The organism is Sporosarcina sp. JAI121 (assembly GCF_013408665.1).
Taxonomy (GTDB): Bacteria; Bacillota; Bacilli; order Bacillales_A; family Planococcaceae; genus Sporosarcina.
Genome location: NZ_JACCCL010000001.1, coordinates 2111371 through 2125542, shown reverse-complemented (window position 1 = coordinate 2125542; position 14172 = coordinate 2111371). Strand labels below are relative to the sequence as shown.

Here is a 14172-nt window from a genome sequence, read left to right as displayed (position 1 = left end):
TCGTTTTCAGCTATTATTCGGATAGTAAGGAGCGGCACGCTATGATTAATTTTCAGAAAAGTGACATTAAGAATCCTCATAATAAGCCAACTATAGTTATTAATTTGAAAATGAAAATGATTCTTTTAATAGGTATTTTAATCATTGCAGTCGTTTTAGTAATGGGTCTCTTCATCGGATATTTCATGTCTGATACGTTAGAAACTCAAATGGGGGAGCGAGCACTTAGCGTTGCCGAAAGTGTAGCGCGTATTCCAGAGTTGGCAAATGCATTTGAGGATGACGACCCCGCTTCTATAATCGACCCGATCATTGCGCCGATTCAAGAGGCGACTGGCGCTCAGTTCATTGTCATCGGAAACATGGAGGAAATCAGATATGCCCATCCGAAAGCGGATCATATCGGTAGAAAGATGATTGGTGAGGATAACAAGAGAGCGTTAATATATGGCGAATCGTACGTTTCGAAAGCGGTCGGGTCTTTAGGCAGTTCATTAAGGGCGAAAGTGCCCGTATACTTGGAAGGTAACATCGTCGGTGTGGTTTCCGTCGGTTTTTTAGCCGACAATATACATAGTATAAGTCGAAAATACAATCACCACTTATGGCTTGTCCTTACCCTTATTACCGGAGTTGCAATCTTTGGAGCGGTAATTATAGCATCGTATATTAAAAAAGTGTTATTTGGAATGGAGCCTGAAGAAATTTCGCATTTATTATTCCAGAAAGAAACAATTCTTCAGTCGACCCATGAAGGGATCGTTGCATTAAATCCAAACGGAATGATTACGATGATGAATTCTGCCGCTCAACGCTTATTATTCGAAAGACAACTTGCGTCCGATTATTACGTGGGAAAAATGATACAAGAAGTATCCCCAATCTTCCATTTATCCGAATTGTTGACCGATGTAAATGGTCTGTCGGATAAGGAGATTTTGATTGGCAAGAATATTGTTTATGTAAACACGGTTCCCATCTATTTTGAACAGACGTTTATGGGGACGGTTTCCACTTTTCGGAATAAGACTGAAATTGAGTTGTTAACGAAAGAACTGACACGGGTTAAATTATATGCAGATGTATTAAGAGCCCAAACCCATGAATTTTCAAATAAGTTATACATGATTTTAGGCTCCCTACAACTAGGAAAGAAAGAGGAAGTCATTGATTATATTCAAAAAGAGAGTAACCTGCAGAAAAACTGGATTCGCGTATTAATAGGGAAAGTGTCGGATTCGTTAATTAGCGGAATTTTATTGGGGAAATTGAATCAAGCGAATGAATCAGGAATTGAGTTAACGATTCATCCGGATAGTGTATTGAAAACTCACATTTCTGAAAAGATGGGTGAGGCACTACTAACCGGTATTGGTAACTTGATTGATAACGCGATGGATGCGGTGAAAATGAAACCCGTTTCACATCGGAAAATATCGATATTTTTTACTGATATAGGAGATGAAATCATTTTTGAAATCGAGGATTCAGGCGATGGAATTCATATAGACCTGTTCCGAAAAATATTTGAACAAGGGTATTCTTCCAAATCGGGCATGAATCGCGGCTTTGGACTTGCTTTGACGAAGCGACAAATTGCCGAAGTGGGCGGTGCTCTCTATTTGGAGGAAAGTGAACTTGGCGGGGCTTGTTTTGTTATTTCAATCCCGAAACACGCGCAAGAAGGAGGACAGGAAAATGAGTGAAATGATACGGGTATTAATTATAGAGGACGATTTTAGGATTGCTGATATCAATCGTCAGTTTGTTGACCAGGTGGCTGGATTTATGGCACTGGAAGTGGTTAAAACGGGAGCAGATGCATTAGCCTATCTGCGAAATAACAAGACGGAGGGACCACAAGTCATATTGTTGGATGTTTATATACCGGATACGGAAGGATTGAGCCTCTTTTGGCAATTACGGAAAGAGTTTAATGAAATTGACATCATCATGGTGACGGCGGCCAGGGAAGTGAGGACAATTGCAGAAACGTTACGTGGCGGGATCTTCGATTACATCGTGAAACCTGCAGATTTCGCTCGATTTGAGCAGACGTTGAGACGCTTCAAGGATCAGCGCGACTTTTTGATGTCAAAGGAGGAGCTTGAACAAGATGAAATCGACCGGCTGATAGGTTTGCAAACAGTATCGGGTTCTCGGGCTGTTACGGAAAGGGTATTGCCAAAAGGCATCGATCAAATTACATTGGATAAAATAGATGCCGCTTTACAGACAGGCGAAAAATCAGGGATGACCGCAATGGAGGCCGGCAATAAAGTAGGGGTAAGCCGCTCCACAGCCCGACGCTATTTGGAATATCTAGTGGCGGTTAAAAAAGCGGAAGCACAACTTAACTACGGGGACATTGGTCGGCCCGAGCGTAAATACACTCCGTGGACAAAATGAACAAAAAGAACAGAACGATTACTAGTGTTTTAATCTACATAAACTTATACAATCATCTCCTTTGTGCTAAATTTCTGAGTATAGAAAAATTTGAAAATGAGAGGGTTTACTTTCTGTGCGGAAACAATCTTTCTATCATTCAGAGATCGTTGTATCCGCTTACATTGAAGGACCTTCCTTTTCGTTAGTAAACGGCCGTTTACTAGAAGGGAGACATTATGATAAGTATTATTGGTCTAGTTACGATTTTAATTATTGTTCTGCTGCTCATCAGCGGAAAAGTTTCACCGATTGTGGGTCTTGTACTCGTTCCGATTGCAGGGGCTTTCATTGCAGGATTCACCTTTGAACAAATTGGTGAATTTTTCACAAGCGGAACACAGTCGGTCTTCAGTGTCGCTGTCATGTTTATTTTTGCGATACTCTTCTTCGGTATCATGCAAGATGTCGGAGTATTCGATCCTTTAATCAATAAAATGATCTCAATTAGTCGCGGAAATGTTATTGCAGTAGCTGTCGGAACCGTCATCATCGCCGCAATCGCCCACTTGGATGGTTCTGGAGCTTCTACGTTTCTCATTACGATCCCCGCTTTGCTCCCGTTATATAAAAAATTGAAGATGAACCCGTATTTGTTGCTGATGTTAGTCGGGACAAGTGCCAGTATCATGAATATGGTTCCGTGGGCAGGTCCGCTAGGCAGAACCGCGGCAGTACTCGATATGGATGTTACGGAATTATGGAGGCCGCTCATTAAAATACAAATTATCGGTCTAGTGTTATTAGTTGTACTAGCAGTGCTCTTAGGTATTCGCGAAAAACGCCGCATTGCTAAACTCACCATAGCAGGAGAAGGACCTATATCTGCCGATGACATAGTAGATTCACCAGTAGATGTCAATCAAAACCAAGATTCAGTGACACAAAAAATAGTAAGTCGCCCGAAACTCTATTGGGTAAACACCGTATTGGCAATTAGTGTGATTGGTGTTTTAGTGTGGGGGGTAATTCCAGCTGGTTTTGCATTTATGATTGGGGTCAGTATCGCCTTACCTATTAACTACCCTAATATTCAGGACCAGATGTCGCGTATAAAAGATCACGCACCCGGTGCGCTTCTGATGGCGACGATCATTCTGGCTGCAGGTTCATTTTTAGGTATTCTGAATGGCACGGATATGTTGAATTCGATCGCAAAAGATCTTGTGACAATTCTTCCGGCATTCATCGTTCCATATTTACATATTATAATAGGCGTGTTCGGTGTTCCATTCGATTTACTTCTTAGCACGGATGCTTATTACTTTGCACTGCTTCCTATTGTCGATCAGGTTGTAACCGGTTTTGGCGTATCTTCCTTATCTGCCGCTTATGCGATGATCATCGGAAATATTATTGGAACGTTTGTCAGTCCTTTATCGCCGGCTCTTTGGCTAGCGCTAGGATTGGCGGGTCTTGAAATGGGACGCCATATCCGTTATTCGTTTATGATGATGTGGGGTTTCAGTATTGTATTGTTGGCAATCGCCGTAGCAATCGGTGTTATTGCAATCTAACATACGAATAACAGCCAACTCCCCTTCGGGAAGTTGGCTTTTTCGTCGTTTAAATTGTGTCAGAATTGACTGGGTGACTGTCACCCAGTCAATTTCGGCATGGTATACTTGTGGAAGCGAAAAAATCCGAGTAAGAGAGTAGGGGGATGGATGAGGAAACGAAGGATGTTCATAGCAATCATCGTCATTTTGGCCATTTCTATTATTTTATGGTTTCTGTTTTTAGGTAGTCCAAACAAGGTGGAAATCAGCGAGTATAACATGCAGGAAAACCCCGAAACACACGATTTTGAAAAGGTTCTTGAATATGAAAATAAATACATGGGCAATGCATCGAATATAAGTGCGCTTTTCCAGTCACTGCCGCTGAATGATGAAATAGGGACACTTGAAATGGATTCCGAAAAGTTTGTGCTCGTTGTGAATTACAGTTCCCCGGAAAACAAGTCGGAACGTAAGGTGAAGCAGTCAGTCATTTATAATACGACTGCTGCATTCGTCCTTATTAATAATTTGCAGAAAATCGATATGCGTTTTCCGAATGAGTCGTTTATCGTCCTTCGTAGCAATGTAGAAAAATGGTTTGCCACTGATTTAACCGAATTGAAGGATCCTGTTCAATTCAAAAATAACGTACAGGATTCTCTGAAAAAGAACGATTTGATAGAATGGTTGGGAGCATATACAGAAGGGGTGGAATAGATGGATCTTTATATTATTACAGGTGCGTCAAAAGGAATCGGTTTTGAACTCGCAAAACAACTGAGCGGCGATGGACACTCCGTGATCGGGATTGCACGCACGGCAAGCAAACTGGACGGGGTGAAATTCATTGAAGCGGATCTTTCCGAAACTAGTAAATTGGAATCTTTAATAAATGAAGTAATTGCCGCCGCCCCGCAAGAAGCCACTTCATTCACGCTTGTTAATAACGCCGGTACAGTGAATCCTATAGGGTTGATTGGCACGGTTAGTGCGGAAGACATGAGCACAGCGATTGCACTTAATGTAACGGCGCCGATGATTCTAGCAAATGCCTTCGTGATGAAATTAAAAGAGTTCGACGGAGCGAAACGGATTGTCAATATCTCATCGGGGGCAGGTCGGAAGGCATATGAAGGTTGGGGAACATATTGCACGACGAAAGCGGGCCTCGATCATTTTTCGCGGGTCGTCGTACTTGAGCAGCAAAATGCAAAGTATCCAGTAGACATTGTTTCAATCGCACCTGGTATTATAGACACTGATATGCAGGAAACTATTCGGGGAAGTAAGGAAGAGGCTTTTCCACTACTTGAAAAATTCATTGATTATAAGGAAAAAGGGTTGTTAAGCAGTGCGGAACAAACGGCTGGCAAACTAATCACTTTTATGGAGAATGTAGATTTTAAAACGGTAGATCCGATAGCTGATTTGCGGAATTATTAACGATGAAGGTATGATCGACCATATCTTGCAGATGAGCGATGATATATGTCAGGAGACCGACTATATTCCATGAACAACCGATTATAAAAGGTGGAAGACCAATCTTATAAATTGGCTGACCGACCAGATTCTACTGATAACCGATCATATACGAAAACAAGAAAAAGGTTGCCTTCGATTTAAATTCAAATCGGAAGCAACCTTTTTCTTGTCAATCCACTTGTTTAACCGATGTAAAATCTTTCATTTTCTCCAAAGCGATCAAAAAGGGGGGATTATTCCGTTGATTGATCATTTCATAGCGAACAACATGTACATCGGCTTGGTGCAAACTTTTCACATATTGCAGAAGTGCATCTCGTTCTTCTACGCCGCCTTCATGTCCATCATAGACGGATATCGCAATGATGCCGCCTTTTTTCAGCAGCCCAAGCAAAGTATGAATGGCTTTGATTGTTGAGTCAGCTTTCGTAACAATGGAAAAATCCTCACTATGCGGCAAGTAGCCGAGGTTGAAAACGGCACAGCCAATCCGCCCGTCAACGTATTTTTCAACATTAGCATGGCTATCCAATATAAGTGAAACGCGCTCATTCAATTCTCCTAATCGCTCAGCTGTCGAATCGAGTGCTTCCTGTTGGATATCGAAAGCAAAGACATGTCCTTTTTCACCGACGAGTTCAGCTAGAAAGAATGTATCATTGCCGTTGCCCATTGTCGCATCGACGACGGTTTCACCGGCAATGACTGTTTCACTGAATAATTGTCTTGCGAAAGGAAGAATGCGATGTAGCTTCAAATCAATTCGACCGCCCCTGCATAATGTTTCCCTTGCCAACTATCACGGCGTTCAAGTTCTTTGTCGATCCCGTTCAGCACTTCCCATTTTGTGACACTCCACATCGGGCCGATCATCAATTCAATCGGGCCGTCGCCTGTAATGCGGTGGACTATCATTTCCGGTGGAAGGATTTCGAGTTGGTCCGCAACTAGGTTAATGTATTCCTGTTTTTCAAGAAATTCAAGTTGTCCTTTTTCATATTGCTTCACCATTGGTGTTCCTTTCAGTAAATGGAGTAGATGGATTTTGATGCCTTGGACGTCGAGTTTAGATACTTCACGTGCCGTTTCCATCATCATGTCATAATCTTCAAGCGGTAAGCCGTTGATGATATGTGTACAAACGCGAATTCCATTTTTGCGGAGTTTCTCGACTCCTTCGACATAGGTTTTGAAATCATGGGCTCGGTTAACAAGATTTGCCGTTTTTTCATGAACGGTTTGCAAGCCAAGTTCAACCCATAAATATGTCCGTTCATTTAGCTCCGCCAAATATTCAACGACATCATCGGGCAAGCAATCCGGACGGGTCGCAATTGATAATGCGATGACTCCCTCTTGTGCCAAAGCTGCTTCGAATTTCTCTTTCAGCTTGGCAAGCGGGGCATGCGTATTTGTGTACGCTTGGAAATACGCCATGTATTTACCGTCTTTCCATTTCTTATGCATTCTTTCACTGATTTCTGCAAATTGGACGTCAATCGGATCAACGCGGTCGCCGGCGAAATCACCAGATCCTGCAACGCTGCAAAATGTACAGCCGCCGAAAGCGACCGTGCCGTCCCGATTCGGACAATCAAATCCGGCGTCTAGCGCGACTTTCATCACCTTGAATCCGAATTCATCTTTTAAATGACGTGACCATGTATGATAACGTTTCCCTTCAGTAGGGAATGGTAAGTTTAATTTATCCACTTCATTCACTCCTCTAACAGTTGATTGTATCATGTTTTAGCACCGTAGTAACATCTGAATTATGGAACTTATTTTGTTCTTCTTGTCTGAATGTGGTAAAAGTCATACACTCTTACTAACTGTATGTATGAACGGAGGCGGATGGTATGCCTAAAAAAGTATGGCTTCTCGTTATTGGGATGTTCATTAACGTCATGGGAAACTCATTCTTATGGCCATTGAATACGATTTATATGCATGATTATTTAGGGAAATCACTTTCAATCGCAGGGCTTGTCCTAATGGCGAATGCAGGAGCGGGTGTCATGGGCAACATACTTGGCGGCTATTTATTTGACCGGATAGGTGGTTTCAAGTCGATTATGGCGGGAATCATCATTTCAATTATTGGTCTTGTCGGCCTTGTTTTTTGGCATGATTGGGAACCTTATGTTTGGTTTTTGACGCTTCTTGGCTTTAGCGGGGGTCTCATTTTTCCGAGTATGTATGCCATGGTTGCGACGCTTTGGCCAGAAGGCGGCAGGAGAGCTTTTAACTCGATTTACCTTGCTCAAAACGTCGGTGTTGCGATTGGACCGGCAGTGGCAGGAGTTATCGCCTCTGTAAGTATCGATTATATTTTTCCGGCGAACTTAGTTTTTTATGTAGTCTTTTTCTTCATCGCTGTTTTCGGTTATCGGAAACTTGAGATTGCGCCTGATCGCCACACAAATGTCATTAAGGAGAAAAAGAAAATTCGTCATAAAGCACCTTTTTATGCGTTGCTTATTATTTCGAGCGGATATCTAGTCATGTGGCTCGTTTATTCCCAGTGGATGACTACAATATCCACACATTCCTTGTCGCTAGGTATTTCATTAAAACAGTATAGCCTTCTTTGGACGATAAATGGTCTGTTGATTGTAATAGGTCAACCAATCATTAAACCGATTATTTCCCGTTTGGAACATAAGATTAAAACGCAAATGCTTATCGGGATTGTTATTTTCTGTGTATCTTACATCGTGGTCGGTTTCGCGGGTTCATTCACAATGTTCATCGTCGCCATGGTTATTGTGACCTTTGGAGAAATGTTTGTCTGGCCAGCTGTTCCTACAATTGCAAGTCAGCTTGCGCCCAAAGGTAGAGAGGGATTTTATCAGGGGCTCGTCAATTCATTTGCGACAATGGGCCGAATGTTTGGACCCTTTTTGGGAGGGGTTCTCGCAGACCAATACGGTATGCAAGTAATGCTATTTATATTGACAGCATTTATGATTATACCAATCTTCACAAGTTTAGTTTACGATCGACCGATAAAAAAAGCCGAAAATCAACCGGAAAGCCATTCATAGGCTTTCCGGATTTTTAATTAACCAAGTAATTGTCTTCTTTCGTTGCAACATCCTCTCTAGAATGATTTAATTGAAGAGAATGAGAATTGTGTGAAAGTCAATACGATTCAAGAGGGGGATGTAAAATGAAACCGATTTATTCATCGGCAAAAGAAGCGGTTGCACAGATTGAAGACGGTGCAACGTTGATGGTTGGAGGATTTGGGTTAGTAGGGATTCCCGAACAGCTCATTTTAGCACTTGTTGAAAAAGGCGTAAAAAACCTGACCGTCATTTCAAACAACTGTGGAGTTGATGAGTGGGGACTTGGACTTCTGTTGAAAAACAAACAGATTAAAAAAATGATAGGCTCATACGTAGGCGAGAATAAAGAATTCGAACGTCAGGTGCTGTCGGGTGAAATCGAAGTTGAATTGACACCGCAAGGAACACTTGCCGAAAAAATCCGCGCAGGCGGTGCAGGTATTCCAGCATTTTTCACTCCGGCGGGTGTTGGAACGCTTGTCGCGGAAGGAAAAGAAATCCGTGTATTTGACGGCAAAGAATATGTGCTGGAAGAGGCGCTACGAGCTGACTTCTCCCTTGTCCGTGCGGAGAAAGCGGATAAGTTCGGTAACCTGATTTACAACAAGACGGCACAAAACTTCAATCCGATGATGGCTGCAGCTGGAAAGTTCACAATTGCAGAAGTAGAAGGGATTGTTGAAACTGGCAATCTTGATCCTGCAACTATTCATACGCCAAGCATCTATGTGCAAGGACTTTTGCAAGCGGAACAGGAAAAACGAATTGAGCGTCTGACGACTCGCTAAGGAAAGGGGAATTGTGATATGGGACAAGTGAATGTAAGGGAACGGATCGCAAGGCGGGCTGAACAAGAAATCGAAGACGGCAACTACGTCAATCTTGGAATCGGCATGCCGACGCTCGTTGCCAATTATATATCGGCCGATAAAACAGTGGTGCTTCAATCGGAAAATGGACTATTAGGCATCGGACCTTATCCAACAGCAGATGAAGTCGACCCGGACCTCATTAACGCAGGAAAAGAAACGGTCACATCTATTCCGGGTTCCGCATACTTTAACAGTGCTGAATCATTTGCCATGATCCGTGGAGGTCATGTCGACGTTGCCATTTTAGGTGCAATGGAAGTGTCCGAAAAAGGGGACCTTGCCAACTGGATGATTCCGGGCAAGATGATCAAAGGAATGGGCGGTGCGATGGATCTTGTTCATGGGGCAAGAAAAATTATTGTCATTATGGATCACGTCGCAAAAGATGGCTCTGCGAAGATCAAGAAAGAATGTTCGCTTCCATTAACCGGTAAAGCCGTTGTCCACAAAATCATAACAGAACGCGCATTGATTGATGTGACAGCTGATGGGTTGGAATTGAAGGAAGTATTTGATGGTTTCACGATTCAAGAAGTCATCGATTCGACAGAGGCAGCGTTAATTGTGAAGAATGTCATAGAAGGCGTTAAATGATTGTTGTTAAAATGACAAGATTCGGGTAAACTAGTAGCAATAGCTTTGGTGTTGAAGAGGAGTAGTAATCTTTACTATCGTTTTATAGAGAGCAGGCGGATGGTGAAAGCCTGTACGATGGAGATGAACTCGCCTTGGAGCCTGCATTGGTGAATTATTTACTACTAACCCGTGCCGTTTTCCGCGTTAAGGAGTCAAGTTGGGCGGCTTTGCCGTCAATTTGGGTGGCACCGCGGGAATGTATAGTACTCTCGTCCCTTATTTTTTTAAGGGACGGGAGTTTTTTATTTTTATGTCTAGCTCCGGCGGCCAGACTCTCGGAGGCCGACAGGATGTGGGTCACGCAGCCATTGCTTTTTTAATGAATTGGAGGAATTTTACATGAGTTATAATCACGGACAAATTGAAAAGAAATGGCAACAGTACTGGAAAGAGAATCAAACATTCAAAATGACGGATGATCCATCAAAACCAAAGTTTTTTGCGCTTGATATGTTTCCATATCCATCTGGAGCCGGACTTCACGTCGGGCATCCGCTTGGCTATATCGCAACGGATATTTTAAGTTCATTCAAACGGAAGCAGGGCTATAACGTCCTTCATCCAATGGGCTGGGATGCTTTCGGTCTTCCTGCGGAGCAATATGCACTTGATACGGGGAATGATCCGGCTGAATTCACAGCGAAAAATATTGCCACGTTCAAACGTCAAATGAAAGATCTAGGTTTTTCTTATGATTGGGATCGCGAAATCAATACAACGGACCCGTCTTATTACAAGTGGACACAATGGATTTTCATCCAACTTTACAATAAAGGATTGGCTTATGTTGACGAAGTGGCTGTCAACTGGTGTCCGGCACTTGGAACGGTCCTTGCCAACGAAGAAGTGATCGATGGCAAGTCGGAACGCGGCGGTCATCCGGTTGAGCGACGCCCGATGCGCCAGTGGGTCCTTCGTATTACGAATTATGCAGATCGACTTCTTGAAGACCTTGAGGAACTTGATTGGCCGGAAAGTTTGAAAGATATGCAGCGCAACTGGATCGGCCGGTCGGAAGGGGCACAGCTGACGTTCGAAATCGACGGAACTGATCTGTCGTTCGAAGCATTCACGACACGTCCAGATACAATTTTCGGAGCGACATATGCAGTTCTTGCGCCTGAGTTGAAACTGGTTGAAAAGGTGACGACTCCAGAACAGAAGGATGCAGTTGAAAAATATTTGAATGAAGTCAAAATGAAGAGTGATCTTGAGCGTACGGATCTTGCGAAGGAAAAAACTGGTGTCTTTACGGGAGCTTATGCAATCAACCCCGCAAGCGGCGAGAAGATGCCGATCTGGATTGCGGATTATGTCCTTGCGACATACGGAACGGGTGCAATTATGGCGGTTCCTGCACACGACGAGCGCGACTATGAGTTCGCAAAAGAATTTGATTTGCCGATTATTGAAGTAGTGGCGGGCGGAGACGTTTCCAAAGAGGCGTATATTGGAGATGGAAAACATGTCAATTCCGGTTTTCTTGACGGACTAGGCAAGGATGAAGCGATTGAAAAAGCGATATCCTGGTTTGTTGAAAAAGGCAAAGGCGATAAGAAAATTACTTTCCGACTTCGCGACTGGCTGTTTTCAAGACAACGCTACTGGGGCGAGCCGATTCCAATTATCCATTGGGAAGATGGCACAATGACGCCGGTTGATGAAGCCGAACTTCCATTGAAGTTACCTGTAACAGACGATATCAAGCCGAGTGGAACAGGCGAATCCCCGCTTGCAAACATCGAAGAGTGGGTGAATGTGACGCATCCGGTAACAGGCTTAAAGGGCCGTCGCGAGACGAACACTATGCCGCAATGGGCGGGCAGCTGCTGGTATTATCTGCGCTATATAGATCCCGACAATGATGAAATGATCATCGATCCCGAACTTGCGAAACGCTGGTTGCCGGTAGACATTTACGTTGGCGGCGCAGAACACGCAGTTCTTCATCTTCTATACGCGCGTTTCTGGCATAAAGTGCTCTATGATATCGGCGTTGTTCACACGAAAGAACCGTTTCAGAAACTGTTCAACCAAGGGATGATTCTCGGTGAAGGCAATGAGAAAATGTCGAAGTCAAAAGGCAATGTAGTCAATCCTGATGATATCGTCCATTCGCATGGAGCCGATTCACTTCGTCTTTATGAAATGTTCATGGGACCGTTGGAAGGTTCAAAAGCATGGACGACGAATGGTCTTGACGGTGCCCGCCGTTTCCTAGACCGTATTTGGCGCTTGTTCGTCAATGAAGATGGATCGCTTAGCACGAAAATTAGCGGAAAAACGGGTGGGCCGCTTGAGAAAGTTTACCATCAAACTGTGAAAAAAGTGACGGAAGACTTCGAAGGAATGCGTAATAATACGGCGATTTCCCAGCTAATGGTTTTCATTAACGAAGGGTATAAAACAGAATCGATTCCAAAAGAATATGTTGAAGGTTTCGTTAAAATGATATCTCCGGTTATCCCACATCTTGCGGAAGAACTATGGGAGAAATTGGGGCATGATGGTACGATGACGTACGAGGCGTGGCCAACGTACGACGAATCAAAACTTGTCGATGATACAGTTGAAATGGCTGTTCAAATTAACGGCAAAGTGCGCGCGAAAATCGTCGTATCGAAAGACGTTACGAAGGTTGAACTTGAGAAGCTTGCACTGGAAGATACACATGTAAAAGAACTACTTGAAGGTAAAGAAGTGAAGAAAGTCATCGCGATTCCGGGTAGACTTATTAATATTGTTGCAGTAGGTTAAAAAAATCCGCGGAAAGAGTAATTACTCTTTCCGCGGATTTTTTGGTTGACGTAGAAATTCTGGAATCCCTCGTACAGTATGTTCCATCTGTCGTACAGCTTGTTTCATCTTCTAAGTTTATGAACCGGTTGCGAACTCTCCCGCATTCATCCCTGCAATCCTTCCGGTAACAAGCGCAGACGTTATATTATAACCTCCTGTATAGCCGTGAATATCTAAAATTTCACCGCAAAAATAGAGACCTTCCTTCTTTCGGGATCCCATCGTTTTCGGAATGACTTCTTTCACAGAAACGCCGCCGCCCGTGACGAAAGCTTTTTCAATCGGTTGTGTACCAGTGACGCTCATAGAAAAAGCTTTCAACAATTTAGCCAATGTCCTGATTTTCTCTACTTGCATCTGAGATCCGGTTTCTGCGGGGGCAATTCCTGCCCGATCGAATAAAAAGAGCAGCCATCTTTCAGGTGCAATTCCTTTTAACACATTCTTCACCGCTTTTGTCGAATCATCTTTTAACGTGGTATTCAGCAGTTGAAACACCTTTTCTTCATTCATGGAAGGAAGTGAGTCGATTCGCATTTCGACGGGTTGATTGCCATTTTTCATACGTTCTTTCACAACGAACTGACTGCATCGTAATATTGCCGGACCGCTCAGCCCGAAATGGGTGAATAACATGTCCATCTGATGGGTGATCAGCGTTTTACCTTTTGCATTCAAAACGGACACTGCCACGTCACGGAGTGCAAGTCCTTGTAAATCCTTTGAGACGATGAAAGGCTCATTTGACAATAAGGGCACTTCTGTCGGATAAAGTTCTGTCACTGTGTGTCCGGCTTTCTCCGCCCAAGGATAACCGTCTCCGGTCGAACCGGTTTGAGGGACCGCTTTGCCACCAACAGCAACGACAACGGCATGTGAACGGATTTCTTCGCCAGAGTCCAATCTGACACCAAGGATCTGTTCTTCATTCATCAAAAGTTTTTTCACGCGTGTCTCCAATTTCACTTCAACGTTTAAACGGTCCATTTCAGTAAGCAATGCATTCACGACGTCCTTCGCTTTGTTTGAGACCGGGAACATTCGGCCGTGATCCTCTTCTTTAAGCGCAACACCGAGACCTTCGAAAAAATTAATGATATCTTCATTATTGAATACTGCAAAAGGACCGTATAAAAAACGTCCGTTACCGGGAATGTTTTTAACGATTTCTTCCTGAGGCAGACGATTAGTCACATTACATCGTCCGCCGCCTGAAATGGCCAGTTTAGTACCAAGTTTCTTTCCTTTTTCGAGAAGGAGAACTTTCCTTCCGTTTTCAGCCGCGGCGATCGAAGCCATCAATCCTGATGGACCCCCGCCGATGACTATTACGTCATACATAATGGAAACCACACTTTC

Annotated in this window: 12 protein-coding genes and 1 other annotated feature; of the genes, 9 read left to right on the top strand and 3 right to left on the bottom strand. The window is 43.4% G+C overall.

The genetic code is table 11. From position 1 onward, the window contains the following. Nucleotides 1-41: 41 nt before the first annotated feature. From HDC33_RS09955 to HDC33_RS09935, 5 genes are all read left to right on the top strand, one after another. Nucleotides 42-1706: an ATP-binding protein gene (locus tag HDC33_RS09955; protein ID WP_179392288.1), complete on the top strand. Its 1665-nt coding sequence runs from the start codon at nucleotides 42-44 to the stop codon at nucleotides 1704-1706. After that, nucleotides 1699-2409 carry a response regulator gene (locus tag HDC33_RS09950; protein WP_179392287.1) on the top strand — a complete coding sequence of 237 codons (711 nt, stop codon included), beginning with the start codon at nucleotides 1699-1701 and terminating at the stop codon, nucleotides 2407-2409. The genes HDC33_RS09955 and HDC33_RS09950 overlap by 8 nt, the downstream gene beginning before the upstream one ends. Nucleotides 2410-2627: 218 nt before the next feature. Then, nucleotides 2628-3965 carry a CitMHS family transporter gene (locus tag HDC33_RS09945; RefSeq protein ID WP_179392286.1) on the top strand — a complete coding sequence of 446 codons (1338 nt, stop codon included), beginning with the start codon at nucleotides 2628-2630 and terminating at the stop codon, nucleotides 3963-3965. A 150-nt stretch (nucleotides 3966-4115) separates the two neighbouring features. After that, on the top strand, nucleotides 4116-4667 hold the full coding sequence (locus HDC33_RS09940; RefSeq protein ID WP_179392285.1) for a DUF4825 domain-containing protein: 552 nt from the start codon (nucleotides 4116-4118) through the stop codon (nucleotides 4665-4667). Continuing rightward, entirely contained in the window at nucleotides 4668-5393 is a 726-nt protein-coding gene (locus tag HDC33_RS09935; RefSeq protein WP_179392284.1) for an SDR family NAD(P)-dependent oxidoreductase, read from the top strand. Between the two features lie 211 nt (nucleotides 5394-5604). Here the strand turns inward: HDC33_RS09935 and mnmM are convergent, their stop codons facing one another. Next, on the bottom strand, nucleotides 5605-6192 hold the full coding sequence (gene mnmM / locus HDC33_RS09930; RefSeq protein WP_179392283.1) for a tRNA 5-(aminomethyl)-2-thiouridylate-methyltransferase MnmM: 588 nt from the start codon (nucleotides 6190-6192) through the stop codon (nucleotides 5605-5607). After that, nucleotides 6189-7148, bottom strand: coding sequence for a tRNA modification radical SAM protein MnmL/YtqA (gene mnmL / locus HDC33_RS09925; protein WP_370457432.1), 960 nt, complete (start codon nucleotides 7146-7148; stop codon nucleotides 6189-6191). Before mnmL ends, mnmM begins: the two co-directional genes overlap by 4 nt. Before the next feature lie 146 nt (nucleotides 7149-7294). Between mnmL and HDC33_RS09920 the strand changes: the two genes are divergently transcribed. The 4 genes from HDC33_RS09920 (at nucleotide 7295) to leuS (ending at nucleotide 12771) form a co-directional block, all read left to right on the top strand. Continuing rightward, complete coding sequence (locus HDC33_RS09920; RefSeq protein ID WP_179392281.1) at nucleotides 7295-8482, top strand: MDR family MFS transporter; 1188 nt, start codon at nucleotides 7295-7297, stop codon at nucleotides 8480-8482. A 125-nt stretch (nucleotides 8483-8607) separates the two neighbouring features. Continuing rightward, nucleotides 8608-9294: a CoA transferase subunit A gene (locus tag HDC33_RS09915; protein ID WP_179392280.1), complete on the top strand. Its 687-nt coding sequence runs from the start codon at nucleotides 8608-8610 to the stop codon at nucleotides 9292-9294. An 18-nt stretch (nucleotides 9295-9312) separates the two neighbouring features. Then, nucleotides 9313-9972, top strand: a complete 660-nt coding sequence (locus tag HDC33_RS09910; protein WP_179392279.1) for a 3-oxoacid CoA-transferase subunit B — start codon at nucleotides 9313-9315, stop codon at nucleotides 9970-9972. 42 nt (nucleotides 9973-10014) lie between these two features. Beyond that, nucleotides 10015-10234: a binding site (T-box leader), on the top strand. 119 nt (nucleotides 10235-10353) lie between these two features. Then, entirely contained in the window at nucleotides 10354-12771 is a 2418-nt protein-coding gene (gene leuS, locus HDC33_RS09905) for a leucine--tRNA ligase (RefSeq protein WP_179392278.1), read from the top strand. Nucleotides 12772-12888: 117 nt separating this feature from the next. Here leuS and HDC33_RS09900 read toward each other — a convergent pair whose 3' ends face one another. Further along, entirely contained in the window at nucleotides 12889-14154 is a 1266-nt protein-coding gene (locus tag HDC33_RS09900) for a BaiN/RdsA family NAD(P)/FAD-dependent oxidoreductase (protein WP_179392277.1), read from the bottom strand. Nucleotides 14155-14172 lie beyond the last annotated feature (18 nt).

Bases quoted from the DNA above. Each gene is read 5' to 3' on its own strand.
- HDC33_RS09945 (WP_179392286.1), top strand. From the start codon at position 2,628: ATGATAAGTATTATTGGTCTAGTTACGATTTTAATTATTGTTCTGCTG.
- HDC33_RS09950 (WP_179392287.1), top strand. From the start codon at position 1,699: ATGAGTGAAATGATACGGGTATTAATTATAGAGGACGATTTTAGGATT.
- HDC33_RS09910 (WP_179392279.1), top strand. From the start codon at position 9,313: ATGGGACAAGTGAATGTAAGGGAACGGATCGCAAGGCGGGCTGAACAA.
- HDC33_RS09935 (WP_179392284.1), top strand. From the start codon at position 4,668: ATGGATCTTTATATTATTACAGGTGCGTCAAAAGGAATCGGTTTTGAA.
- HDC33_RS09915 (WP_179392280.1), top strand. From the start codon at position 8,608: ATGAAACCGATTTATTCATCGGCAAAAGAAGCGGTTGCACAGATTGAA.
- HDC33_RS09900 (WP_179392277.1), bottom strand. From the start codon at position 14,154: ATGTATGACGTAATAGTCATCGGCGGGGGTCCATCAGGATTGATGGCT.
- HDC33_RS09955 (WP_179392288.1), top strand. From the start codon at position 42: ATGATTAATTTTCAGAAAAGTGACATTAAGAATCCTCATAATAAGCCA.
- HDC33_RS09940 (WP_179392285.1), top strand. From the start codon at position 4,116: ATGAGGAAACGAAGGATGTTCATAGCAATCATCGTCATTTTGGCCATT.
- leuS (WP_179392278.1), top strand. From the start codon at position 10,354: ATGAGTTATAATCACGGACAAATTGAAAAGAAATGGCAACAGTACTGG.
- HDC33_RS09920 (WP_179392281.1), top strand. From the start codon at position 7,295: ATGCCTAAAAAAGTATGGCTTCTCGTTATTGGGATGTTCATTAACGTC.